The sequence below is a fragment of the Streptomyces sp. NPDC005962 genome, from assembly GCF_040629205.1.
GTDB lineage: Bacteria > Actinomycetota > Actinomycetes > Streptomycetales > Streptomycetaceae > Streptomyces.
This window is the reverse complement of the sequence record NZ_JBEXVE010000001.1, coordinates 774607-799376: the sequence shown is the minus strand read 5'-3', so window position 1 is coordinate 799376 and position 24770 is coordinate 774607. Positions and strand designations below refer to the sequence as shown.

General features: G+C 71.2%; 21 protein-coding genes and 1 pseudogene. 5 read left to right on the top strand and 17 right to left on the bottom strand.

Going from position 1 to position 24770, the window contains the following annotated elements:
• Positions 1 to 67: 67 nt before the first annotated feature.
• The 3 genes from ABZ370_RS03810 to ABZ370_RS03800 form a co-directional block, all read right to left on the bottom strand.
• Positions 68 to 1267 carry a dipeptidase gene (locus ABZ370_RS03810; RefSeq protein WP_358615851.1) on the bottom strand — a complete coding sequence of 400 codons (1200 nt, stop codon included), beginning with the start codon at positions 1265 to 1267 and terminating at the stop codon, positions 68 to 70.
• Between the two features lie 1042 nt (positions 1268 to 2309).
• A complete protein-coding gene (gene purE, locus ABZ370_RS03805) occupies positions 2310 to 2843 on the bottom strand; it encodes a 5-(carboxyamino)imidazole ribonucleotide mutase (RefSeq protein ID WP_358615849.1) in 534 nt (177 codons plus the stop codon).
• Positions 2840 to 3979: a 5-(carboxyamino)imidazole ribonucleotide synthase gene (locus ABZ370_RS03800; protein ID WP_358615846.1), complete on the bottom strand. Its 1140-nt coding sequence runs from the start codon at positions 3977 to 3979 to the stop codon at positions 2840 to 2842. Before ABZ370_RS03800 ends, purE begins: the two co-directional genes overlap by 4 nt.
• Positions 3980 to 4144: 165 nt before the next feature.
• Between ABZ370_RS03800 and ABZ370_RS03795 the strand changes: the two genes are divergently transcribed.
• Entirely contained in the window at positions 4145 to 4681 is a 537-nt protein-coding gene (locus ABZ370_RS03795; protein WP_358615844.1) for a GtrA family protein, read from the top strand.
• Between the two features lie 49 nt (positions 4682 to 4730).
• Here ABZ370_RS03795 and ABZ370_RS03790 read toward each other — a convergent pair whose 3' ends face one another.
• On the bottom strand, positions 4731 to 5981 hold the full coding sequence (locus tag ABZ370_RS03790) for an ATP-binding protein (protein ID WP_358615841.1): 1251 nt from the start codon (positions 5979 to 5981) through the stop codon (positions 4731 to 4733).
• A gap of 22 nt (positions 5982 to 6003) precedes the next feature.
• The gene (locus ABZ370_RS03785) at positions 6004 to 6684 is read right to left on the bottom strand and encodes a response regulator transcription factor (RefSeq protein ID WP_358615838.1); all 681 of its coding nucleotides are present in this window, start codon (positions 6682 to 6684) and stop codon (positions 6004 to 6006) included.
• Positions 6685 to 6977: 293 nt separating this feature from the next.
• Between ABZ370_RS03785 and ABZ370_RS03780 the strand changes: the two genes are divergently transcribed.
• The gene (locus ABZ370_RS03780; RefSeq protein ID WP_358615835.1) at positions 6978 to 8507 is read left to right on the top strand and encodes an oligopeptide:H+ symporter; all 1530 of its coding nucleotides are present in this window, start codon (positions 6978 to 6980) and stop codon (positions 8505 to 8507) included.
• Positions 8508 to 8603: 96 nt separating this feature from the next.
• Here the strand turns inward: ABZ370_RS03780 and dacB are convergent, their stop codons facing one another.
• The 7 genes from dacB to ABZ370_RS03745 form a co-directional block, all read right to left on the bottom strand.
• Positions 8604 to 9995 carry a D-alanyl-D-alanine carboxypeptidase/D-alanyl-D-alanine-endopeptidase gene (dacB, locus tag ABZ370_RS03775; RefSeq protein ID WP_358615832.1) on the bottom strand — a complete coding sequence of 464 codons (1392 nt, stop codon included), beginning with the start codon at positions 9993 to 9995 and terminating at the stop codon, positions 8604 to 8606.
• A 201-nt stretch (positions 9996 to 10196) separates the two neighbouring features.
• Positions 10197 to 11528, bottom strand: a complete 1332-nt coding sequence (locus ABZ370_RS03770; protein ID WP_358615829.1) for a hypothetical protein — start codon at positions 11526 to 11528, stop codon at positions 10197 to 10199.
• A gap of 14 nt (positions 11529 to 11542) precedes the next feature.
• On the bottom strand, positions 11543 to 12595 hold the full coding sequence (locus tag ABZ370_RS03765) for a neocarzinostatin apoprotein domain-containing protein (RefSeq protein ID WP_358615826.1): 1053 nt from the start codon (positions 12593 to 12595) through the stop codon (positions 11543 to 11545).
• A complete protein-coding gene (locus ABZ370_RS03760; protein WP_358615824.1) occupies positions 12592 to 13557 on the bottom strand; it encodes a hypothetical protein in 966 nt (321 codons plus the stop codon). Before ABZ370_RS03760 ends, ABZ370_RS03765 begins: the two co-directional genes overlap by 4 nt.
• Before the next feature lie 10 nt (positions 13558 to 13567).
• The gene (locus ABZ370_RS03755; RefSeq protein ID WP_358615821.1) at positions 13568 to 14359 is read right to left on the bottom strand and encodes an LPXTG cell wall anchor domain-containing protein; all 792 of its coding nucleotides are present in this window, start codon (positions 14357 to 14359) and stop codon (positions 13568 to 13570) included.
• Between the two features lie 197 nt (positions 14360 to 14556).
• Positions 14557 to 15066, bottom strand: a complete 510-nt coding sequence (locus ABZ370_RS03750; protein ID WP_358615819.1) for an ATP-binding protein — start codon at positions 15064 to 15066, stop codon at positions 14557 to 14559.
• A gap of 183 nt (positions 15067 to 15249) precedes the next feature.
• Entirely contained in the window at positions 15250 to 15618 is a 369-nt protein-coding gene (locus ABZ370_RS03745) for an STAS domain-containing protein (RefSeq protein ID WP_358615816.1), read from the bottom strand.
• A gap of 272 nt (positions 15619 to 15890) precedes the next feature.
• Between ABZ370_RS03745 and ABZ370_RS03740 the strand changes: the two genes are divergently transcribed.
• Entirely contained in the window at positions 15891 to 16838 is a 948-nt protein-coding gene (locus ABZ370_RS03740) for an RNA polymerase sigma factor SigF (protein WP_358615813.1), read from the top strand.
• 102 nt (positions 16839 to 16940) lie between these two features.
• Here ABZ370_RS03740 and hutI read toward each other — a convergent pair whose 3' ends face one another.
• The 4 genes from hutI to hutU all read right to left on the bottom strand — a co-directional run bounded on the left by hutI (position 16941) and on the right by hutU (position 22550).
• Entirely contained in the window at positions 16941 to 18137 is a 1197-nt protein-coding gene (hutI, locus tag ABZ370_RS03735) for an imidazolonepropionase (protein WP_358615811.1), read from the bottom strand.
• A gap of 86 nt (positions 18138 to 18223) precedes the next feature.
• Positions 18224 to 19600, bottom strand: a complete 1377-nt coding sequence (locus ABZ370_RS03730; RefSeq protein WP_358616091.1) for a formimidoylglutamate deiminase — start codon at positions 19598 to 19600, stop codon at positions 18224 to 18226.
• The gene (locus ABZ370_RS03725) at positions 19597 to 20796 is read right to left on the bottom strand and encodes an allantoate amidohydrolase (RefSeq protein ID WP_358616088.1); all 1200 of its coding nucleotides are present in this window, start codon (positions 20794 to 20796) and stop codon (positions 19597 to 19599) included. Before ABZ370_RS03725 ends, ABZ370_RS03730 begins: the two co-directional genes overlap by 4 nt.
• Positions 20797 to 20888: 92 nt before the next feature.
• On the bottom strand, positions 20889 to 22550 hold the full coding sequence (gene hutU / locus ABZ370_RS03720) for a urocanate hydratase (protein WP_358615808.1): 1662 nt from the start codon (positions 22548 to 22550) through the stop codon (positions 20889 to 20891).
• A 357-nt stretch (positions 22551 to 22907) separates the two neighbouring features.
• Between hutU and ABZ370_RS03715 the strand changes: the two genes are divergently transcribed.
• A complete protein-coding gene (locus tag ABZ370_RS03715) occupies positions 22908 to 23261 on the top strand; it encodes a hypothetical protein (protein ID WP_358615806.1) in 354 nt (117 codons plus the stop codon).
• Positions 23262 to 23358: 97 nt separating this feature from the next.
• Here ABZ370_RS03715 and ABZ370_RS03710 read toward each other — a convergent pair whose 3' ends face one another.
• Positions 23359 to 24336: a TDT family transporter gene (locus ABZ370_RS03710; RefSeq protein ID WP_358615804.1), complete on the bottom strand. Its 978-nt coding sequence runs from the start codon at positions 24334 to 24336 to the stop codon at positions 23359 to 23361.
• 224 nt (positions 24337 to 24560) lie between these two features.
• Here ABZ370_RS03710 and ABZ370_RS03705 point away from each other — a divergent pair.
• Positions 24561 to 24770, top strand: a pseudogene (locus ABZ370_RS03705) (NADP-dependent oxidoreductase); the annotation flags it as partial.

Below are 24770 nucleotides of genomic sequence, written 5' to 3'. Positions count from 1 at the left end.
CACATCGCAAAGGCACCAAGCGCCGGTAAAAGGACGGTTGGTGGGGTGTATACGGGCGGTCGGGTGGTCAGGCTTCGGGGTTGCCGTCCAGCTGGTCGATCGTGGCGATGGACGGGCCCCTGAGGGCGCGCAGCCCGCGCGCGGCCTCCTCGGCGTCGCGCAGCACCCGGACGGCGTTCTGCCAGGTCAGCTTGGCGAGTTCGGTCTCGGACCAGCGGCGGTCGAGGAGCTCCGCGATGAGGTTCGGATAGCCCGCGACGTCGTCCAGGCCGGACGGGGTGAAGGGGGTGCCGTCGAAGTCGCCGCCGATGCCGATGTGGTCGACGCCCGCCACCTCGCGCATGTGGTCGATGTGGTCGGCGACGGTGGCCGCGGTTGCCAGGGGGCGCGGGCGGGCCTCCTCGAAGGCGTGCTGCACCTTCTTCGCGGCGTCCGTCAGCTCCAGGGGGTGCAGGCCGTGCGCGCGCATGTTCTCGTCCGCCGCCTTCGCCCAGGCCACCGCCTCCGGCAGCACGAACTTCGGCACGAACGTGGCCATCGCCACCCCGCCGTTGGCCGGGAGCGCGGCCAGGACGTCGTCGGGGATGTTGCGCGGGTGGTCGCAGACGGCGCGGGCGGAGGAGTGCGAGAAGACGACCGGGGCCTCGCTGGCCCGGAGCGCGTCGCGCATCGTGTCGGGCGACACGTGGGAGAGGTCGACGAGCATGCCGAGCCGGTTCATCTCGTGGACGACCTCCTCGCCGAAGCGGGTCAGGCCGTGTGCCCTCGGCTCGTCGGTCGCCGAGTCCGCCCACGGGGTGTTGTCGTTGTGGGTGAGCGTCATATAGCGCACCCCGAGGTCGTACAGGGCGCGGAGGGTCGCGAGGGAGCAGTTGATGCTGTGGCCGCCCTCGGCGCCCATGAGCGACGCGATGCGGCCCTCGGCGCGGGCCGTCTCCATGTCGTCGGCGCTGAGCGACAGCCGGAAGTCGTCGGAGTATCGCTCGGTCAAACGGCGCACGACGTCGATCTGTTCGAGGGTGGCGCTGACGGCCGTGTCCCCGCCGAAGTCCGAGCGGACGAACACCGACCAGAACTGGGCGCCCACGCCGCCCTTGCGGAGGCGGGGGATGTCGGTGTGGGTGCGCGCGCTCTGGTCCGTGCCGATGTCGAGGCGGTCGAGGTCGTAGCGGACCTGCTCGCGCAGGGCCCAGGGGAGGTCGTTGTGGCCGTCCACGATGGGGTGGGCGGCCAGGAGGGCGTGGGCTTGCGCGAGGTGATCGGTCATCTGGGCATCTTCGTACGGGTGGTGGCGGAAGTCACGGGGGCGGGGCGCCTGCGGCGGGCCCACCCCACCCCGCCCCTTCCCGCCCCTTCCCGAACCCGGGGCTCCGCCCCGGCCCCCGCTGCGGGGGCTCCGCCCCCGAACCCCCACCGGGGCTCCGCCCCAGGACCCCGCTCCTCAAACGCCGGAGAGGCTGGGGGTGGGGCACATCCGCCCCCACACCCCGCTCCCCAAACACCGGAGGGGCCGGGGGGTGGGACACATCCGCCCCCCACACCCCGGCCCTCAATCACCGGAGGGGCTGGGGTGTACCGGCCGGGGCTGGGAGCGCCAGAGCGAACCGAAGGCACGCCTCCGGCCGGGTCAGGCACCCGGAGCCAAGGGCGCAGCCCCAGCGGGGTTCGGGGGCGCGCCCCGGCCGGGGATCAGGACACCGCCCCGCAAGGTTCCGGGATCGGAACCCCGGCAGAGATGCAGGCACGGAGGCCCGGGCACGGAGCCGTGCAGGGGTTCGGGGCGCAGCCCCAGCGAGGTTCGGGGGCACTGCCCCAGCGGGGTCCGGGGGGGGCACAGCCCCAGCGTGGCACTGCCCCAGCGGGGTTCGGGGGCACCGTCCCAGCAGGGTTCCGTGGCACAGCCCCCAGCGGGGTTCGGGGGCACTGCCCCAGCGAGGTCCGGGGGGGGGCACAGCCCCAGCGAGGTTCCGTGGCGCAGCCCCAGCGGGGTCCGGAGGCACGGCCCCAGCGAGGTTCGGGGGCACCGCCCCAGCGAGGTTCCGTGGCACCGCCCCAGCGGGGTTCCGTGGCACCGCCCCAGCGGGGTTCCGTGGCGCAGCCCCGGCCGGGGGGCGGGGCTCCGTCCCGCAGCCCGGGGGTGGAGATCCCCCCACCACCCAGCCCCTCCGGCGCTTGAGGAGCGGGGGTTCGGGGGCGGAGCCCCCGCAGCGGGGGCCGGAACGCAGCCCCGCGGGGGCGCCCAGTGGGGGCTGGGGCGTCGCCCCGGGTTCGGGGAGGGGCGGGGTGGGGGACGAAGACCGGGCCGGGGGTCAGGGGTGGCCGAAGCCGAACGACGCCGTGCCCTCCGTCTTGGCGCGGAGGCGCTTGCCCTTCTCCGTGGCCTGTTCGTTCAGCTCGTCCTGGAATTCGCGCATCCGGCCCTGCAGCTCCGCGTCGTGGGCGGCGAGGATGCGGGCGGCGAGGAGGCCCGCGTTGCGGGCGCCGCCGATGGAGACCGTGGCGACCGGGACGCCCGCCGGCATCTGGACGATGGAGAGGAGGGAGTCCATGCCGTCCAGGTATTTCAGGGGCACGGGGACGCCGATGACGGGGAGCGGGGTCACCGAGGCGAGCATGCCGGGGAGGTGGGCGGCACCGCCCGCGCCCGCGATGATGGCCTTGAGGCCGCGGGGGGCGGCGTTCTCGCCGTACGCGACCATCTCGCGCGGCATCCGGTGCGCGGAGACGACGTCCACCTCGTACGGGATCTCGAACTCGTCGAGGGCCTTGGCCGCTTCTTCCATGACCGGCCAGTCGGAGTCGGAGCCCATGACGATGCCGATCGCGGGCACTGGAGCGCTCATTCGGTGATGGTCCCTCGGAGGTAGTCGGCGGCGTGGCGGCCGCGGTCGCGGACGTCGGCCAGGTCGTCGCCGTAGGTGTTGACGTGGCCGACCTTGCGGCCGGGCTTCACGCCCTTGCCGTACATGTGGATCTTCAGCGCGGGGTCACGGGCCATGCAGTGCAGGTAGGCCGTGTACATGTCGGGGTAGTCGCCGCCGAGGACGTTGGTCATGACGGTCCACTTCGCCCGGGTGTTCGGGGCGCCGAGCGGGAGGTCGAGCACCGCGCGCACATGGTTGGCGAACTGGGAGGTGACGGCGCCGTCCTGGGTCCAGTGGCCGGAATTGTGGGGGCGCATCGCCAGCTCGTTGACGAGGATGCGGCCGTCCCGGGTCTCGAACAGCTCGACCGCGAGATGGCCGACCACGCCCAGCTCCGCCGCGATCTTCAGCGCCAGCTCCTGCGCCCGGGCGGAGAGCGACTCGGAGAGGTCGGGGGCGGGGGCGATGACGGTGTCACAGACGCCGTCGACCTGTATCGACTCCACGACGGGGTAGGCGACGGCCTGGCCGTGCGGGGAGCGCACGACGTTGGCGGCCAGCTCGCGGGCGAAGTCGACCAGTTCCTCGGCGAGGACGGGGACCCCGGCCCGGAACGGGTCGGCGGCGTCCTCCGCGGTGCGGACGACCCACACGCCCTTGCCGTCGTAGCCGCCGCGCACCGTCTTGAGGACGACGGGGAAACCGTCGCCCTCTTCGGCGAAGCGCACCACGTCGGCCGGGTCGGCGACGATGCGGTGGCGGGGGCAGGGGACCCCGGCGGCGCGCAACCGCTCCCGCATCACACCCTTGTCCTGCGCGTGCAGGAGGGCCTCGATGCCGGGGCGGATGACGACACCGTCCGCCTCCAGCGTGCGCAAATGCTCGGCCGGGACGTGTTCGTGGTCGAACGTGACCACATCACAGCCTTGTGCGAACGCACGAAGCGTCTCCAGGTCGCGATAGTCGCCGATGACGACATCGCTGACCACTTGGGCCGCCGAGTCCTGGGGAGTGTCGCTGAGCAGCTTGAACCTGATGCCGAGGGGGATGCCCGCCTCGTGGGTCATACGGGCGAGCTGGCCGCCGCCGACCATGCCGACTACCGGAAATGTCACCCTCCAAGGGTAACTTCTCGCCACGACCGCCCCTGACCTGCACTTGGATGATCCTCCAGATAGTGGGACCGGACTCATGTTCGCGGCCTCCCGGCGAGTGTCCGTGGCGCTGGTTAGCATGGAGAGATGTTGTCGACGATGACGAAACGGGGCTGAGCGATCACCATGAGTGAGCGACGCATGCTCGGCGGGCTGAGCACCCAGGTGGGGCGGCTCGCCCGGGAGATCGCGAAGTTCGGGGTGGTCGGCGGTGCCGGCGTCTTCGTCAACCTCGCCGTCTTCAATCTGGTCCGCAACGTCACGGAGCTGCCCGTGGTGCGGGCCAGCATCGTGGCGACGGTGGCCGCGACCTGCTTCAACTACGTGGGCTACCGGTACTTCACCTACCGCGACCGGGACAAGCAGGGGCGCACCAAGGAGCTCAGCCTGTTCCTGCTGTTCAGCGCGATCGGCCTGATCATCGAGAACGGCGTGCTCTACACGGCGACGTACGGCTTCGGCTGGGACAGCTCGCTCGCGAGCAACGTCTTCAAGTTCCTCGGCATCGGCATCGGCACCCTCTTCCGCTTCTGGTCCTACCGGACCTGGGTGTTCCGGGCGATGCCCGCGCGGGATGCGGTGGAGAGCGCGGAGGCGATCCTCGCGGAGGCGCCCCCGGCCCCGGCCACCCGCCGGAACGGCAAGCAGCCGGTCCGCAAGTAGCCGTTCAGGAAGCAGCCGTTCAGGAAGCAGCCGTTCAGGAAGTAGCCGTTCAGGACGGGCGGATGTCCTCCGCCACGCGGCTGAGGAAGAGCGCGAACACCGGCGGATACGGCTGCAGCAGCTCCAGCCGTCCCCCGTCCGCCTCCGCCAGATCGCGGGCGACCGCGAGGCCGAGCCCGGTGGAGTTCCGTCCGCTGACCGTCCGTTCGAAGACCCGCGCGCCGAGGTCCGGCGGTACGCCCGGGCCCTCGTCGGTGACCTCCACGACCGCCTGGTTGCCGGTGACCCGGGTGCGCAGTGCGACCGTACCGTCGCCGTGCATCAGCGAGTTCTCGATGAGCGTCGCGAGCACCTGGGCGACCGCGCCCGGGGTGCCGACGGCTTGCAGCCCCTTCTTGCCGGAGCGCACGATCGCGCGACCCTCGCTGCGGGAGGCCGGGCGCCACTCCTCGATCTGCTGCTTGACGACCTCGTCCAGGTCGAAGGCGACCGCGGAGCCGCTGCGCGGGTCGCGCGAGTTCGTCAGCAGCCGCTGGACGACGTCGGTGAGCCGCTCGACCTGGCCCAGCGCGATCGTCGCCTCCTCCTTGACGGTCTCCGGGTCGTCGGTGAGCGTGATCTCCTCCAGCCGCATGGACAGCGCGGTCAGCGGCGTCCGCAGCTGGTGCGAGGCGTCGGCCGCCAGCCGCCGCTCGGCGGTGAGCATGCGGGCGATGCGCTCGGCGCTGGCGTCCAGGACGTCGGCGACCCGGTCCAGTTCGGGCACCCCGTAGCGGCGGTGGCGCGGCCGCGGATCGCCGGAGCCCAGCCGCTCGGCGGTCTCGGCGAGGTCGGTGAGCGGCGCGGAGAGCCGGTGCGCCTGCCGTACGGCGAGGAAGACCGCGGCGAGGACGGCGAGCAGCGCCACCGCCAGGATGATCAGCATGGTGCGGCCGATCTCCCGGCTCACCGTCGTACGGGACGCCTCGACCCGCACCGTCTCGCCCTGCTCGCCCTGCTCCTCGGAGGAGATGACGCTGCCCGGGGGGCGCCGGCCGATCTCGACGTCCGGGTGGTGCGGGATCGTGATCAGGGCGTAGCGCCCGGGTTCGATCTGCTCGCGCAGCACCTTGTGGGTGACGCCCTCACCACCGAGCAGCCTGCTGTCCACGATGCTGACCAGCCGCACCGCGTCCGAGCTGACGCTCTCCTGGGCGCTGTCCTCGATGGTCCGGGTCTCGACGATGACCAGCGAGACACCGAAGACGGCGATGACGACGAGCACCACGGCGAGCGTGGAGTTGATCAGGCGACGGCGCATGGTCCTACCGTGTCAGCCACCGTCAGCTTTTCTCGAACCTGAAGCCGACACCCCGGACGGTGGCGATATAGCGGGGGTTGGCGGCGTCGTCCCCGAGCTTCTTGCGCAGCCAGGAGATGTGCATGTCGAGCGTCTTGGTGGAGGACCACCAGGTGGTGTCCCACACCTCGCGCATGAGCTGATCGCGGGTGACGACCCGGCCCGCGTCCCGCACGAGGACCCGCAGCAGGTCGAATTCCTTCGCGGTCAGCTGCAGCTCCTCCTCGCCCATCCACGCGCGGTGCGACTCGACGTCGATGCGCACCCCGTGGGTGGCGGGCGCCTGCGCCTGGGTCTCGACGGCGCCGCGGCGCAGCAGGGCCCGGACGCGGGCGAGCAGTTCGGCGAGGCGGAACGGCTTGGTGACGTAGTCGTCGGCACCGGCGTCCAGGCCGACCACGGTGTCCACTTCGTCGGCGCGGGCGGTGAGCACCAGCACCGGGAAGCCGTGGCCTTCGGTACGCAGGCGGCGACAGACCTCCAGTCCGTCCATCCCGGGCAGCCCGAGGTCGAGGACGAGCAGATCGACGCCTCCTTTAAGACCGGCGTCGAGCGCGGTGGGTCCGTCCTCCCGCACCTCCACCTCGTACCCCTCGCGGCGCAGGGCGCGGGCCAGGGGTTCCGAGATCGATGCGTCATCCTCGGCGAGCAAAACTCGGGTCATGGGGTGATGGTAGTCCGCTTGAGTTCACGCACGGGGCGCGCAGGTGGTGACGCAGGGAGCACGACCGGTTGCACGCCCGTCTCGTGAGCTATGTCTCACCCAAGAGCGTCAAGTGCGTGTCGTATGGTGAAACAACGTCTGTAGCACTCCTCCGGGACCTTTGGTGGGTTCGACGCGCCGAAGGTCTCTGTCATGCCCGGGTCCGGACATTTTGGAGTCAGCCCCCCACGGGCGCTTCTACGCGTGTTGATACGCGCGGCAGTGCACCCCTGAGTTCTGTAAGGAACCCCCACATGGCGTCCAGCATGTCGAAGGGCGCGACCGCGCAGGAGTCCCCTGCCAGCGGTGGCAAGACCTTCTTCGGCCACCCTCGCGGACTGGCCACGCTCTTCATGATCGAAATGTGGGAGCGCTTCAGCTTCTACGGCATGAGAGCGCTCCTCGTCCTCTATCTGATCTCCGGCGGCCCGGACGCCAAGGACGGCGGCCAGGGCGGCGGCCTCGGCATGACCGAGGGCAACGCGGTCGCCATCTACTCGGTCTACCTGGCCATGGTCTATCTGCTGGCCATGCCGGGCGGCTGGTTCGGCGACCGGGTCTGGGGGCCGCGCAAGACCGTCGTGGTGGCGTCCGGGATCGTGATGGCCGGTCATCTGGCGCTCGCCGTCCCCGGTGAGCCGACCTTCTTCGTCGGCCTCGCCCTGGTCGCGCTCGGCTCCGGTCTGATCAAGGCCAACATCTCGACGATGGTCGGCCAGCTCTACGACGGGCCGCAGGACCCGCGCCGCGACGGCGGGTTCACCATCTTCTACATCGGCATCAACCTGGGCGCCTTCGCCGCCCCGCTGGTGATCGGCACCGTCGGCCAGTCGTACAACTGGCACCTGGGCTTCGCGCTCGCGGCGCTCGGCATGGCGCTGGGCCTGGTCCAGTTCCTGATCGGCACCCGGCATCTGAGCCCCGCCAGCAGCACCGTGCCGATGCCGCTGGCGGCCGAGGAGCGCAAGTCCTGGCTGCGCAAGGGCCTGATCTGGCTGGCCGTCGCCGCTGTCTTCTACTCCGGCGTGGTGTTCAGCGGCAGCTGGACGATCAACTGGGCGCTGGTCCCGATCACCCTGCTCGGCCTGATCATCCCGATCGCGGTACTGGTCCGGATCAAGCGGGACCGGGAGCTGGACGCCGTCGAGCAGACCAAGGTCAGCGGCTACATCTGGTTCTTCGCGGCCGCCGCCGTGTTCTGGATGATCTTCGACCAGGGCGGCTCGACGATGTCCGCCTTCGCCGAGACCAAGACCGCGGACACGATCTTCGGGCTGGAGTTCCCGTCCTCGTGGTTCCAGTCGGTCAACCCGATGCTGATCATGGCGCTGGCCCCGGTCTTCGCCTGGCTGTGGCTGTGGCTCGCCCGGCGCGACCGGGAGCCGAACACCACGCTGAAGTTCTCCTTCGGCCTGGTCATGATCGGCGCCTCGTTCTTCGTCTTCGTCCTGCCGATGCAGATGGCCTCGGACGGTACGAAGGTCAGCCCCATGTGGCTGGTGTCGATCTACCTGATCCAGACCGTGGGCGAGCTGTGCCTCTCGCCGGTCGGCCTGTCGGTGACCACCAAGATGGCGCCCGCGAAGTACGCCAGCCAGCTGATGGGCGTGTGGTTCCTCGCCGTGACCGCCGGTGACTGCGTCACGGGGCTGCTGTCCATCGCCGGGGTCGACCTGAGCGGTCCGGGCGTCATCGCGCTGGAGGCGACGGCGGCGGCGCTCGCGGGGCTCGCGGTCTTCACGTACCGCAAGAAGGTCGTGGCGCTCATGGCCGACGTGCACTGACGTCTGCTGTCTGCTCTCTGCTGCCTGCCATCTGGCGCGCAAGGGCCCGGGGCCGGACCGACGATGTCGGTTCGGCCCCGGGCCCTTTGACGTCGCTTACGCCCAGCAGCCGTTGACCGTGGCGGCCAGGCCGTCCATGGCGTCCGTGATCTCGGACGTCTTGGCGGTGGAGTTGTTCTCCACGAAGGAGAAGACCTTCCAGCGCCCGTCCTTGCCCTGGGTCAGCCCGCTCAGCGCGACCGCGCCGGTCAGGGTTCCGGTCTTCGCCCGCACCTTGTTGACGGCGCACTTGGAGTTCGGGTCGTCGAAGCGGGCGTATTCCGGTCCGAGGGTGCTGCCCGCCTCACCGGCGACCGGCAGGCCGTCCAGGATCGGCCCGAGCACATACTGGTTGCGGGGCTCGGTGGCGTTGTCCAGGATCGCCGCGATGGTGGCGGCCGGAATCCGGGTGGCGCGGGAGAGCCCGCTGCCGTCGTGCAGGACGACGTTGTCGAGCGGGATGCCGTACCGCTCGCCCAGCACCTGCCGTACGGCCGCCGTACCGCCCTCGAACGTGGCGGGCTGTCCCGCCTTGAGGGCCGTCTTCCGCAGCAGCGTCTCGGCCATGTCGTTGTCGCTGTGCTTGAGCATCGTGCGGATCAGCTCGGCCACCGTCGGCGACAGCTTCTGCGCCACCGGCACATCGCCGGTGCCCGCCTTCCCGCGCGTGACGTCGCCGTCGACGGTGACGCCTCGGTCGGCGAGCTTCGCCGCGAAGACCTTCCCGGCGTCCAGGGCGGTGTCGGCGGAGAGCTTGCCGTCGACCGACAGGGCGCGGACGGGGGAGATCTGGTCGTCGTAGTAGTCCGGCCGCCAGCCCTCGGCCATGGTGGGCTCCGGGAAGAGGCTGTCGTCGATGGCGACCTTCACGTTCGTCACGCCCGCCGCCTTGAGCCCGTCGACGGCCGTCTGCGCCATCTCGCCGAGGTCGTCGCCGGACAGGGTGCGGTCGCCGTCACCGATCAGGGTGAGGGTGCCGTTGCTGTAGACGACCTTGGTGGTGAACCGGGCCTCGGGGCCCAGCTCGTTCAGGGCGGCGGTGGCGGTGGCGAGCTTGGCGTTGGAGGCGGGCATGAGCGCGGTCGAGGCGTTGTGGCCCCAAATGACCTTGTCCGAGGCGGAGTCCAGCACCACGCCGCTGAGGGTGCCGTCGCCTGCCAGGCTCGGGTTGTTGACGCGCTCGGCGAGCTTCGCGGCCATCGTGCTGTCGGCATCGTCGACCGGCACCGCGGCGTCCGGGACGGTGGCGGCCGCGGCGGTGCTCTTGTCGGCGGCGAAGGCCGACGACGGCCCGGCCAGCACGGCCCCGGCCACCGGCGCGGTCGCGGCCAGGACGAGGGCGCGGCGGGCGGCCGCGCTCATCGCCTTGGGCTTGCGGTGCCGGTGCCGCACCGGAGCCGGAGCGCGAGAAGTGGAGGGGGATTCGGGATCGGTGCGAACGGCGTCCATATGAAGTTCCTGAATAGCTGCGGGGGGGGGAGAGAGAGCGCGAGCGACGGGGCGCTTGGCAAGCTCCACGGTTCACTCGGGCAGGCCACAGGCTAAAGGGGAAGGGCTAACGTCCCGCTAACGCGGCGTATTTCGGTCTCCGCGTTCGGGAAAGCGTTCGCCCCGCCGCACGGTGTGTGGGGCGGGGCGAAGCGGGCTCGTTCAGCGGGTGCCGCGCAGCTTGCGCCACGGGGTGAGGGTGAAGATCGCGCCGCCGAGCAGGATCGTCGTACCGGCGATCAGCCCGAGGGCCGTGAGGCCGCCGTGGTCGTTCGAGCCGGTCTCGGCGAGTCCGCCGCTGGTGCCACTGGTGCCGCTGCCCGAGGTGCCGGTGGAGCCGGAGGTGTTGGTTCCGCCGGAGGTCGTGGTGGAGCCCGAGGTGCCGCCGGGCTGCTGCGTCGTGTCCAGCTCCAGCGAGGCGCCGGGGTCCTTGGCGGGGGTACAGGTGGTGGTCGTACCGAGCGCCTTGACCGTCAGCACGCCCGGGGTGAGCGTCGCCTTGCCGGTCGCGCCCGGCTTGTAGGTGCCGGTCAGATCCGGGATCGCGATCGGGTCGCCGGACTTGATGGGCCCCTTGTTGGTCGGGCCCTGCACCGTGACGCTGCCCTTGTCCGCGCCGCCGACCTTGACGGCCATGGACGGCTTGACCGAGTCCGCGGGGATGTCGGCCGGGCTGTCCATCACGGACTTGCCGAACTTCACGGTCAGGCCGAAGCTGCCGCCGCTCTTGGTGGCGTTGATCTGGACCGGGGAGGTCGCGCTCTTGTCGCCGATGGGCGTCTTGCAGGCGTACTCGACCTGCACCTCCTTGCCGGTGAACGAGTCGCCATCGCCGCCGCCACCACCGGCGGTGGTGCCGCTGGTGGTTCCGCTGGTGGTTCCGCTCGTGGTTCCGCTCGTGGTACCTGAGGTGGTTCCGGATGTGGTGCCGGACGTCGTTCCGCTGGTGGTGCCGCCCGACGTGCTGCCCTCCGTCACCTTGATGGTGGCGGCCGCCTTCACGGTCTCCTTCGCCGAGCACTTGGTGTCGGTGGACAGCGGCTTGCTGACGTTGATGTTGTACGCACCCGGCGTCAGCGTGACCTCACCGGCCTTCGTCAGCTTCAGCTTGGCCTTCATGTCCGACAGGATCATCGGGCTGTCCTTGGGGATCGCCGGATTCTCCCGCGGCCCCTCCATGGCCAGTTCACCGGTCTGCGTGCCGCCCACCGTGAGCGTGCCGGTGGGCAGCACGGTGTTCTCCTCCAGATCGAGGATCGGCGGGTTCTTGGAGGCGGCCTGGACCGTCTTCCACACCACCTCCACCTCGTCGCCGACCTTGGCGGTCGCCGGGGCCTGCACGTCCACGGTCGTGGTGCCCTCCACCGGGGGCAGTCCGGAGATGGGCGGTGGCAGGCATTCGGTCTCGTACGAGACCTCGGCGCCGTACGCGGTGTTCGCGCCGAGCAGCACGCCCGCACCGCCGAGCAGCAGTGCGACAGCGGCCGCACTCACTCTTCGTTGCGTCCTCACGTCGTTCCCTTCGAGTTCGGTCGGTTCTCCTCGGACGGTGCGGAAAGGTGGTGCGTGGGGTCCCCCGGCAGCGTGTCCGGGGTGAACCAGGGCAGGACGGTGCCGCCCCGCGCCGCGGCGGCGGGAGCGGTGGCCGGAGCGGCCGGGGTAGCCGGGTCGGCCGGGGTGGCCGGGGGTGTGCGCGGCCGGACCTTGTCCACGACGGCCATGCCGATACGGAAGACCGCCGCCGGGACGACGACGCACAGCAGAATCCAGAAGAACGTGACGCCCCAGGGCCGCCCCACGTTCCACGGCTGTTCGACGAGCACCTTGCGCCCGTACTTCAGCGACACCTGATAGTCGCCGTGTGCGCCCGCCGACAACTCGACCGGTAGCTTGACCTGCGCCTTCTTCCCCGGCTGGACGGTGCCCCGCCACTGCTGCTCCTCCCAGCCGGGGGCGAAGACGCCATGCGAGGTGCCCACCTGGAAGACCGGATCGCGGGCCGGAGTCGAGCCGAGATTGCCGACGGTGACGACGAGCCGTCGCTGCGGCGGCGCGCCGAACCAGGTCAGCAGCCCGCTCGAACCGTCGAGCCGCGCGGAGAGCACACTGAGCCGTTCACCGCCGGTGCGCTGCTCGGGCAGGGGCGCGACAGGATGCCCGGCGACCTTGAACGCCACGTCCGCGGCGGCGGCTCCGCCGGTGACGGTCGCGACATGGACGACGCAGGGGCAGGGCTTGGGCGGCTCGGCGACCGGCAGCTCCCGGCGGAACGTGCCGTCCGCTCCGGTGGTGACCGCCCTGCCCTCGGCGTTGGCGCAGGAGTTGGTGCCGCCGATCATGTTCTGACCGCAGATGAGCAGGGTCAGCAGGGCGCGCGGCCGCCAGCCGGTGCCGCTCACGGTGATCGTGCCGCCCGTGCCCGCCTGCGCCCGGGACACCTTCGCGGTCGGGGTGTCGTCGGCCGCGGCGGCGGGTCCGGGGGACGGTACGACGAGGGCGAGCGCGGTGAGCAGGGCGGCCAGCAGCCCGGCGTACCGACGGTGGTGCGTACCGGCGTTCACGTGGTCGCTCCTGACTCGGTGCCGCCGATCCGGTTTCGTCCGCGGCTCCCTCTCCGGCTCTGACTCCGGCTCCGGTTGCGTCTGCGGACCAGCCAGGTGCCGCCGCCCGCCGTGCCCAGCGCCGTCGCCGCCGCGGCGGCGAGCAGCCACCCGGGGGCGGCGGTGTACGTGGCGGAGGCCGCCGCGTGCGCCCCGCCGCCCGCGGTGACGGTGAGCTTCACGTCGACCGCGTCGAGGGCGGGGGCGTCCGGCCAGCGCTCGGTGAGCCGCACCCGCTCCCCCGGCGGCACCTGGACGGGGAGGGTCCGGGCGTCCCGGCGCAGCACCGCGCCGAAGAGGCCGTCGGCGCGTACGGCCAGCCGTGGCGTCAGCTCGGTGTTGCCGCGGTTGACGACCGCGTAGCGGATGGCCGCCCCGCCGCCGTCCCCGGTCCGTACGACCCGTACGTCCTCGACGGAGAGCGCGGACAGCGTGGCTCCGCTGATCCGCAGATGCATCCGTACGCCGGTCCGGTGGCCGCCGCCGGTGACGACGAGCGCGCCGGAGCGGTCACCGGGCGCCGCGTCGGGCGGGACGGTGACGGTGAAGGGGACATCGGCGCGGGTGCGGGCCGGAACGCGGACCGTGGGTGCGGCGAACGCGATCCATGCCCCCTCGGGCCCCTCAGCTCCCTTGGCCCCCTCGGTCCTCTCGGTCCCCTCGCCGCGGAGGCGGAGGGTGTGGGGGCGCTTGTCCTTGTTGGTGACCGACAGCTTGTCCTGGAGTACGGTTCCGGGCCGCCCCTCCAGGTAGAAGTACGGCCGGTCGGCGGCGTCCGATGCGTTCCCCGCGCCAGGCGCGGGCGCCGCCGACCAGCCTGGCCCGGCGGCAGCGGCGGCCGTCGGGGGCGTGCCCAGCAGCGCCACGGCGAGACCCAGTGCGGCGGCGCCCGCGCGTAACGCGGCGCCGGTACGGGGCGGCATGCCCGCGGCTCTAGGGGGTGGCCCGCCGGCGGCGGGTCAGCCAGAGCGCCCCGGCGGCTCCGGTGAGGAGCACCGTGCCGCCGAGGGTGCCGAGCGCGATGGCGGAGTCGGCGGGCCCGGTCTGCGGCAGCTGGCCGCCGCCCGTGCTGCCGGTGCCGCCCGTACTGCCGGTGCCGCCCGTACTGCTCGTACCGCCGGTGCTGCCCGTGCCGCCGGTGGTGCTGGTGCCGCCACTGCTGCTCGTCCCCCCGGTGGAATCGGAGCCGCCGGTACCGCCCGCCGCCGTGACGTCCAGGGTCAGCGAGGGCTTGGGGCTGTTGCCCGGGGTGCAGGTCGTGGTCGTACCCAGCGCCTTGATGGTGAGGGTCGAGGCGGTGAAGGTGACCTTTCCGCTCTTCTTGGGGGTGTACGTGCCCGTCAGCGTGCTGATCTTGATGGGCGTATTGGCGGGGACGGCCTGGTCGTTGGCGGGGCCCGAGACCGGCACCGTGCCGATCTCCGCGCCGTCCAGTTTGATGAGCGCGCTGGGATGCATGGCCCCCTTGCCCAGTTCCACCGGGCTGGAGGAGACGCCCTTCTGGAAGGACATGGTGAGCTTGTAGCCGCCGCCGCTCGGAACGCCCTTGATATCGATGGGCGATACGGCACTTTTGTCGCCGATCGGCGTCTTGCACTGATAGTTGACGTCCACCGTGGCCGCGTGGGCGGCCGGAGCGGTGAGCAGTACCGCCGAACCGGCCACGGCCGCGGCCAACGTGAGGGCACCGCCGCGGCCGGCCGCGCGGCGCTGTGGTTGGGACACCTGAGATCCCCTCTCGTCAAGCGCCGCAGCCGAATGTAACTGACGGCACATCAGATCGGGCGCCGACAGTACGCCGGGGACCTTGCCGAGGGAAGACACAGAGCACGCCGAATCGGCGTGGAACTAATCGCCGCTCAGCGCCCGCGCGGGGAACATCCGAGCGGCATCCGAGCGGAAAGGGGCCGGGGCCGTGCTCTTCAGGCGGGCGCGGCCAGCTCGGCCCAGACGGTCTTGCCGGAGCCCTCCGCGTTCCGCACGACCCCCCAGTCGAGGCACAGCCGCTGGACGATGAACATCCCGTGACCGCCCGGCCGGCCGGCGCGGTGCGGGGTGCGCGGGGCGGGCGTACCGGTGCCGAGGTCCACCACTTCGAGACGGAGCACCTTCGCGTTGCAGCTGACCCGCAGCTCCTCGGGACCGTCGGCGTGCAGGCAGGCGTTGGTGACCAGCTCCGAGACGACGAGCAGCACATCCTCCGCGGCGGCCCGCTGGTCGGCGGTCGCGGCCGGAAGCCAACCCCAGTCACGCAGCGCCTCGCGCGTGAAGTCCCGGGCGCGCGGCACGGCGCCGCTGGCTCCGATCAGATGGAGCCTGCGGAGCTGACGATGCTGCCCAGGGGAGGGAGTGGCCGGTGGGGCAGCCGAAGCGGCAGGGCCGTCCGGGTCCGGGCCGCGGTCGCCCGGCGGGTACGGCCGGGTGGTGCTCATCAGCGCTTCACCTCACCGATTCACCGATTCAGGGACAAGGGTTACCTGATCTCTTCAACAGTTTCAGCCTGTCTCCTGCCCGGCCAAAGCGTGAGAACACCCACTTCTCCGGTACGGCTCGTGTGACGCGGACAACGCCGCGAGGAAACACCGCCGACATACCGGAAACAGGAGTGGCGGAGATCACTCGACCAGCGCTGCGTCAAGGGATTCATGGACCGTGAAGACGGCCTCCGCGCCGGTGATCTCGAATACGCGGGCAACGACCGGCTGCATCCCGGCCAGGTGGACCGCCCCGCCCTGGGCCTCGGCCTTCAGGCGGGCGCCGAGCAGCACATTGAGCCCGGTGGAATCGCAGAACTCCAGATGGGAGCAATCCACCACCAGCCGCACGCGACCCCCTTCCACGCACCGCTCCAGCGGCTCTCGCAGCACCTCGGCGGTGTGGTGATCCAACTCACCCGTCGGTGTCACGACCGCGCTCGCCCCGTGGTGCCGAACCTCGACCTGGAGTCGGCCCTTGCTGGCGCTGCCGACCATCCCGCGGTCCATGTGCGCACCTCTTCTGGCGTCTCGTTGCTTTCGATTGCGCGCAACGAACCTTACGCCCTTACCCGGTACTCCGGTAGCCGAACATTTCGCATAGTTCGGCAAATTCGGCAAATTCGGCAAATATGGACAACGTGGACTTGCCACGCACCAGTGAATACGGGTAGGCGTAGTAGGGACACATCCGAACACGGCCCGGCTTTGGAGGCGCCGCTCACCGGAGCAGCAACGTCACGGCATCCGGCAGCCATATGCCGAGAACGACGGAGGAGACTATGTCACCCCAGCTCGACGACTCGCGTACCGACCCGTCTTGGAGTACCAGGGCCACCGTCTCGTCGACTCGCGTACCCGAACAGCTCGTCCCTGATGCGGATGCCCAGGCGATCGCCGGTTATTCCTTCGACGAGCTGGCCGAATTGTCTGATCTGCCGGAAATCCCGTCGTTTGAGACGGTAAGTCCGGTCGATGCGAGGGCCCTTTCGAAGACGCTCTTCGAGCGCATCGAGGCACTCGAAGAAGGCACTCACGAGTACGCCTACGTACGGAACACCCTGGTCGAGCTGAACCTGGCACTGGTCAAGTTCGCCGCCTCCCGCTTCCGCTCCCGCAGCGAGCCGATGGAGGACATCGTCCAGGTCGGCACCATCGGCCTCATCAAGGCCATCGACCGGTTCGAGCCGGGCCGGGGCGTCGAGTTCCCCACCTTCGCGATGCCGACCATCGTCGGCGAGATCAAGCGCTTCTTCCGGGACACGAGTTGGTCCGTGCGCGTCCCCAGGCGGCTGCAGGAGCTGCGGCTGGACCTGGCCAAGGCCGGTGACGAACTGGCCCAGCGGCTCGACCGCGCGCCGACCGTGGGCGAACTCGCCGCGCGCCTGGACATCACCACCGCCGAGGTCGTCGAGGGCATGGCCGCGAGCAACGCGTACACCGCCAGCTCGCTGGACGCCCAGCCGGAGGAGGACGACTCCGAGGGCGCGCTCGCGGACCGCATCGGTTACGAGGACCACGGGCTCGAAGGCATCGAGTACGTCGAGTCCCTGAAGCCGCTGATCGCCGATCTGCCCGCCCGGGACAAGCAGATCCTCTCCCTCCGCTTCGTCGCCAACCTGACGCAGTCGGAGATCGGCGAGGAACTGGGCATCTCCCAGATGCACGTCTCCCGGCTGCTGTCGCGCACCCTCCGTCGGCTCCGCAAGGGCCTGATGATCGAGGAGTAACGCTTCCGCAGACGGATAAGGGCCCGCCCCCGCTCGCCGGGACGGGTCCTTATTCGCGCCCGCTTGCTGTTCTGACCTGGCCTCAGACGAGGGTGCCCGCCCTCAGACGAGGGTGCCCGCGCGCCAGACCGCCGAGACCAGCGGTACGCCGGGGCGGTAGGCGAGGTGGACGTGGGAGGGCGCGTCCAGCAGCGCGAGGTCGGCCCTGGCGCCGGGAGCGATCCGCCCCACGTCGTCGCGGCGCAGCGCCCGCGCCCCGCCCGCGGTGGCCGCCCAGAGCGCCTCGTCCGGGGTCATCCCCATCTCCCGTACGGCCAGGGCGATACAGAACGGCATCGAGCTGGTGAAGGACGAGCCGGGGTTGCAGTCCGGCGACAGCGCGACCGTGGCGCCCGCGTCCAGCAGCCTCCGCGCGTCCGGATACGTCGAGCGGGTCGAGAACTCCGCGCCGGGCAGCAGGGTGGCGACCGTGTCGCCCTGTGCCAGGGCGTCCACGTCGGCATCGGTGAGATGGGTGCAGTGGTCGGCGGAGGCCGCGCCCAGCTCGACGGCGAGGCGCACGCCCGGACCGTAGGAGAGCTGGTTGGCGTGGACGCGCGGGATGAGCCCGCGCTCCTTCCCCGCGGTGAGGACGGCGCGCGCCTGGTCGCCGTCGAAGGCACCCTGCTCGCAGAAGACGTCGACCCAGCGGGCGTGCGGGGCGCACATGTCGAGCATCGGCCCGGTGACGAGGTCGACGTACGCGGCGGGGTCGTCCGCGAACTCGGGGGCGACGATGTGCGCGCCGAGGAACGTCACCTCGTCGGTGTGGGCGGCGGCGATGGACAGGGCGCGGGCCTCGTCCTCCGAGGTGAGGCCGTAGCCGGACTTGATCTCCAGGGTGGTGGTGCCCTGGTGCAGGGCCTCCACCACATGGCGGGCGACGTTGGCGTTGAGCACGTTGTTCGAGGCGGCGCGGGTGGCGGCCACGGTGGTGCGGATGCCGCCCGCGCTGTAGGCCCGGCCGGACATCCGGGCGTTGAACTCCTCGGTGCGGTCGCCCGCGAAGACCAGGTGGGAGTGGGAGTCGACGAAGCCCGGAATGGCGGCCCGGCCCGCCGCGTCGACCCGGTTGTCGGTGGCGGGTGCTTTGCTTGTTTCACCGACCCAGGCGATGCGGTCACCGTCGAAGACGACCGCCGCGTCCTGGATCAGACCGAGGGGGCCTTCGCCGAGGGAGGGGTCGTTGGTGACGAGGCTGGAGATGTGGATGAGAGCGGTCGTGGTGGGGGTCGCGGCCGTGTCCGTGGCGGTAGTCATGGTGGGGGCGTTCTCCTTCATCGACCGGCTCGGCCTGGTCGGCGTGGTCAATCTGGCCGGTGTGCTCGGCCTGGTCGGCCTGGTCGTCAGCCGTGCAGGGCCGCGATGGCCGCGGCCAGTGCTTCGGGGACGCGCGGGACGAGCTGGTGGGCCCCGTCCCGTACGACATGGCGGCCGCCGACCACGGTGTGCCGGACGTCCGCGTTGGTCGCCGCGAATATCGCCGTCTCGGCGCCCAGCCGGGCTGGCGGCCCCGCCGTACGAACCGAGTCCAGCGCGATCGTGGTGAGGTCGGCGAGCGCCCCCACCTCGATCCGGCCGGTGTCCGCGCCCCAGCCGAGCGCGGCGTGACCGTCGGCGGTGGCGGCGCGCAGCAGCTGGGCGGCGGTCCAGTGGCCGCGGGCGCGGGTGTGCAGCCGCTCGTCCAGCTCCAGGGCGCGGGCCTCTTCGAGGATGTCGATCACGGCGTGGCTGTCGCTGCCCAGGGAGAGCGGTGAGCCCGCCCGGTGCAGCTGGGCGGCGGGGCCGATGCCGTCGGCGAGGTCCCGTTCGGTGGTCGGGCACATGCACACGCCGGTCGCCGAGTGGCCCAGCAGCCGGATGTCGCCGGGGGTGAGGTGGGTCGCGTGCACGGCGGTCGTGCGCGGGCCCAGCACCCCGTGGTCGGCGAGCAGCCGGGCGGGGGTGAAGCCGTGCGCCTCGACACAGGCGTCGTTCTCGGCGGTCTGCTCGGAGAGATGCACGTGGAGGGGCGCCGCCTGCCCCTCGGCCCAGCCGGAGACGGTCGCGAGCTGATCGGCGGGGACGGCCCGCACCGAGTGGATCGCGGCGCCGACGCGGGTGTTGCCGTCGCCCTTGAGCGCGGAGACCCGCTCCGCCCAGGCCTCGGCGGTGCCGTCCGAGAAGCGGAGCTGATGCTGATCGGGCTCCGCGCCGAAACCGGAGGAGAGATAGCAGGTGTCGAGGAGGGTGATGCGGATACCGGCGTCGGCCGCGGCGGCGATCAGGGCCTCCCCCATGGCGTTGGGGTTGGCGTAGCGGCTGCCGCCGGGCGCGTGGTGGAGATAGTGGAACTCGCCGACGCAGGTGATGCCCGCCATGGCCATCTCGGCGTACACGGCACGGGCCAGATCGAAGTAGCTGTCCGGGGTGAGCCGGTCCGCCACCTGGTACATCAGCGTGCGCCAGGTCCAGAACGAGTCCGGGGCGGCGCCGTCCGACGGGTGGGCCGAGGCGCCCGCCTGCACGGTGCCGCGCAGGGCCCGGTGGAAGGCGTGGCTGTGGGCGTTGGCCAGGCCGGGGACGGTCAGCCCGCGCAGGGTCACGGAACCGGCCGGATGCTGTGCCGGACTCCCGGGCCGCACGGCCTTGATCCGCCCGTTCGTGGCCACCACGATGACCACGTCCGGCACCACCTGGCCGTCCAGCCAGGCGTACTCCGCCCAGTAGGTCTGCGCCGTCAGTGACACGCCAACCCCTCCAGTACCTGCGCGAGCGCGGCCACACCGGCGAGGCAGTCGTCCTCGCCCGCCGTCTCCGCGGGTGAGTGCGAGACGCCGGTGGGGTTCCTTACAAACAGCATGGCGGTCGGAACCGACGCGGACAAAATGCCCGCGTCGTGTCCGGCCCCGGTGGGGAGGACCGGAACGCCGCCGAGCAGGCCGGACAGCTGGTCACGCAGGTCGTGGGCGAATTCGACGATCGGGGTGAAGGACTCCCGGGTGACCCGGACGTCCACGCCGTCGCGCTGTCCGCGCTCGACCGCCGCGCGCTCGATCTCGCCGACGACGGCGGCCAGGGTCTCCTCGTCGGGCGCCCGCGAGTCCAGCCAGCCACGCACCAGGCTGGCGATCGCGTTCACCCCGTTCGGCTCGACGCCGACCTTGCCGAAGGTCGCCAGTGCTCCGGCGATCCGGGCCTTCTTGCGGGCCGCGAGGACCGTGTTCGCGTACGTGAGCATGGGATCGCGGCGGTCGTCGAGCCGGGTCGTCCCGGCGTGGTTGGCCTCGCCGTGGAAGTCGAACCGCCAGCGGCCGTGCGGCCAGATCGCGGAGGCGACGCCGACGGGGGTGTCCGTCCCGTCGACCGGGTCCGCCAGGGCCCGGCCCTGCTCGATGTGCAGCTCCACGAAGGCGCCGATGCGGGCCAGCCGCTCCGGGTCCGGCCCGATGGCCTCCGGGTCGTACCCGGCGCGCTCCATGGCCTGGGGCAGCGTGATCCCGTCCCCGTCGCGGAGGGCGTGCGCCCGGTCCTTGTCGAGCTGCCCGGCGGTGAGCCGGGAGCCCGCGCAGGCCAGGCCGAAGCGGGCGCCCTCCTCGTCGCCGAAGTTGACGATGGCCAGCGGCTTGGTGAGCTGTGCGCCGCCGGACCGTAGCTCGTCGAGGGCGGCGAAGGACGAGACGACGCCGAGGGGGCCGTCGAAGGCGCCGCCGTCGGGGACGGAGTCCAGGTGGGAGCCGGTGACGATGGCGTCTCCGGCTTCCGGGTCGCCGAGCCAGGCCCACTGGTTGCCGTTGCGGTCGAGCTCGTAGGTCAGGCCGCGGGTCTCCGCCTGGGCCTGGAACCAGGCGCGGCAGTCGGCGTCGGCACCGGTCCAGGCGTAGCGGCGGTAGCCGCCGCTTTCCGCGTGGCGGCCGATGGGGGCGAGGTCGCGCCACATCTCGTGGAACGACGGGGTTTCGACGGCGGCTGCGGGTGCGTGGGTGGGTTGTGCCCACCCGTCCCGCCCAGCGGGACGATTGCCCACAACAGTCACTCTCCCGTCTCCCTCATGGGGATGCGGACATTCCGTTCCTCCGCTACCTCGTCCGCTCGGTCGTAGCCTGCGTCTACGTGGCGGATCACGCCCATGCCCGGGTCGTTCGTCAGGACGCGGCGGATCTTCTCGCCCGCCAGGGGCGTGCCGTCGGCCACCGTCACCTGGCCCGCGTGGATCGAGCGGCCCATCCCGACGCCGCCACCGTGGTGGATCGAGACCCAGGAGGCGCCCGAGGCGACGTTGACCATGGCGTTCAGCAGCGGCCAGTCGGCGATCGCGTCCGAGCCGTCGAGCATGGCCTCGGTCTCGCGGTACGGGGAGGCCACCGAGCCGCAGTCCAGGTGGTCGCGGCCGATGGCCAGCGGCGCGGCGAGCGTGCCGTCGGCCACCATCTCGTTGAACCGCTCCCCCGCCTTGTCGCGCTCGCCGTAGCCGAGCCAGCAGATGCGGGCGGGCAGCCCCTGGAAGTGGACCCGCTCCCCCGCCATCTTGATCCAGCGGGCCAGGGACTCGTTCTCCGGGAAGAGGTCCAGGAGCGCCTTGTCCGTGGCCGCGATGTCCTTCGGGTCCCCGGACAGCGCCGCCCAGCGGAACGGGCCCTTGCCCTCGCAGAACAGCGGCCGGATGTAGGCGGGCACGAAGCCGGGGAAGGCGAAGGCGCGCTCGTAGCCCGCGAGCTTGGCCTCGCCGCGGATCGAGTTGCCGTAGTCGAAGACCTCGGCGCCCGCGTCCATGAAGCCGACCATGGCCTCCACGTGCCGGGCCATCGCCTCGCGCGCCCGCAGGGTGAAGTCGGCGGGCTTCTCGGCGGCGTACGACGCCATCTCGTCGAAGTCGACCCCGATCGGCAGGTACGCCAGCGGGTCGTGGGCGCTGGTCTGGTCGGTGACGATGTCGATCGGCGCGTCCATCGTGAGCAGCCGCGGGAGCAGCTCGGCGGCGTTCCCCAGCACGCCGATGGACAGCGGGCGGCGGGCGTCGCGCGCCTCGACGGCGAGCTGGAGGGCGTGGTCGAGGCTGTCGGCGCGGACGTCCAGATAGCGGTGCTCGATACGGCGCTCGATGGCGCGCGGGTCGCAGTCGATACAGATCGCGACGCCGTCGTTCATGGTGACCGCGAGCGGCTGGGCGCCGCCCATGCCGCCGAGTCCGGCGGTGAGGGTGATCGTCCCGGCGAGGGTCCCGTTGAACTTCTTCTCGGCGACGGCCGCGAACGTCTCGTAGGTGCCCTGGAGGATGCCCTGGGTGCCGATGTAGATCCACGAGCCCGCGGTCATCTGGCCGTACATGGTCAGGCCCAGCGCCTCCAGGCGCCGGAACTCCTCCCAGTTCGCCCAGTCGCCGACCAGGTTGGAGTTGGCGATCAGGACGCGGGGCGCCCATTCGTGGGTCTGCATGACGCCGACCGGACGGCCCGACTGGACGAGCATCGTCTCGTCCTGCTTCAGCGTGCGCAGCGTACGGACCATGGCGTCGAACGAACGCCAGTCGCGGGCCGCCTTGCCGGTGCCGCCGTAGACGACGAGCTTGTCGGGGTGCTCGGCGACCTCCGGGTCGAGGTTGTTCTGCAGCATCCGCAGGGCGGCCTCCTGCTGCCATCCCCGGGCGCTCAGCTCCGTACCTCGCGGGGCCCGTACGGGTCGCGGTCCTGACATGGGCCGTGCCTCCCTGCCGTTCGACGTCCACTGGATCGAGTTATTCACATCTTGACTGTGATGAATATAGCTAGTCAATAGGGCTGGCGGTGGCATACACCCGGGTGATTCCCCCAACGTCCCGGCTGACCGGCTGCCGCCGCCTCAACCACCGCTGCGAACGCGAACCCGGTAACTAGCCGACCCTTCTCGGACAGCAGCCGCACTTCGCCGCTACAAACGGCGCCCAATACCGAACACATAGAACATTTCCTTAGCAAGTATCGAATATTGGGGTTCTTCAAGTCTTCTGGGTGGAATTCAGGAATGAGTCCCTGCCGGTCGGCAGGTCACGCGCTCACCCACAGGAGTCTCGACATGTTCAAGCAGGTAACGACCCTTGTGGTGGCCACGCTTGCCGCCGGGCTGGTCACCGTCCCCGTCGCCGAAGCGGCGCAGGCACGGTCTTCCGCGGCGGGCAGCGTCACGCTGTGCTCGCAGGAGGATCTGAGGGGCACCTGCAAGACGTTCCTCCGGCCCGCGCCGCTCAAGGACGTGTCGATCGCGGCCTTCACGATGCGATCGGTCAAGAACACCACCACGGGCAAGGTGTTCCTCTACTCGGGCGCGCCCTCGCAGGGCAGGTGCACCGGCCTGTACAGGAGCGTTGACGCCGGCCACTGGAGGAACATCACCCCCGCGAAAACCGTCAGGTGTATCCACTTCACCTGATCCCGCCTCCTTGGCGGCTCGCCGGTTCGACCGCCGGTTCGACCGGCGGGCCGCCAAGGCCCGTTCGGCCACTGGGCCCACCCTCTTCGCAGGACGCTCAAGAGCTGTTCGCCCCGGAGACGGGCGACGAGGACGGAAGCAGTTCGCCACGGGCCAGGGCCAGGACGGTCCGGGCCGCGATGCCACCGATGAGGACGGTGATGGCCGCGAGAACGAGGTAGGTGTAAACCAGGTGGCCCGCCGGTCCACCGGCATCGATCCAGTGCAGCGTGGTGGTGGCCACCACGGCCCAGGAGAAGGTGAAGGCCCACGTGCCGACCGTGAACCGCAGGCGCCTGTAGAGAGGGATCAGCCGGAGCTGGACAATGACCGTCAGCAGTCCGTATCCGGCCAGCGCGGCCGCGATGAAGTCCACCCGGCCCTGATCGAGTGCGAAGTAGGCGACGCTCGCGATGGCGGCGGGGGCCACCTCGATCGCCATCGTCGGCAGCAGCGGCTCGGGCAGGCGAGGACGGTGGAACAGCCTTCCCGTGATCATCGAACCGAGGATGAACCAACAGATCACGCCGAAGCCGAACATGACCTCGGCCAGCCGGGTCTGTCCCACCCTCGCGGCGCTGGCGCAGGAAACCAGGCCGCCGGCCACCGTGGGCAGGAAGTAGCCGGGGTGCATCCGGTCCAGTTCCATGTGCCCGCAGATCCACTGTCCGGTGAGCCACCCGCCGAACAACACGGTCAGCACGAGAAAGACGTCCACCAGGATTCTCCCCGCCGCCGGGCTGTACGGCGCCAGCCCCTGGGACGCCATCAGCATCGGGGCGATCAGCGCCAGCGAGGCGAACGGACTGGCCACGGGGTCCTCCAGATCGGCGCGGAGCCTCCCCTTGCCGCCACCCACGTAGAGCAGGTACCACCCCACCGATACCAGCCACACGGCAGAGGCCAGTCCGATCAGGGCTCTTCCGACGATCACCGGAACGTGCCCGGCCTGACCAGCGGTCACCCAAGCGCCGCCGAGACCGGCCAAGCCGAAGGCCATGCCGAAAATGTTGAGCGGGATGCGCTGTACGGCCACCGCCGGCTCCTTTCAGATTCGGCCGGTGAGCCCACCGCAAACCACCGTGCGCCCCGTAGGCCGCCTCCGCGACTTCGCCAGGCCATCCGGGGACGCAAACAGGGGACGCCGACAGCCACGAAACGCGCGATCTTCGGGGCCGCCGCGCCACATGAAGAACATTCCGCAAGGACTCGTTAGCGTCACGGCGTCCCCACCTGCCACCTCACGCCCCGGAGCCCGCCGTGTCCCTGCCCGCCACCCATCGCGAGGTGCGCCTCGCCGCCCGGCCCCGGCCGCAAGGGCCGCTCACCACCGACCACTTCGAGGTCGTCCACGCGCCGCTCCCCACGGCCGGCCGCGGCCAGGTGCTGGTACGCAACCGGCTGATGAGCGTCGCCGCCGCCATGCGCCCGCTGACCTCGGCCGACCCCGGCGCCCTCGGCCTGCCGCAG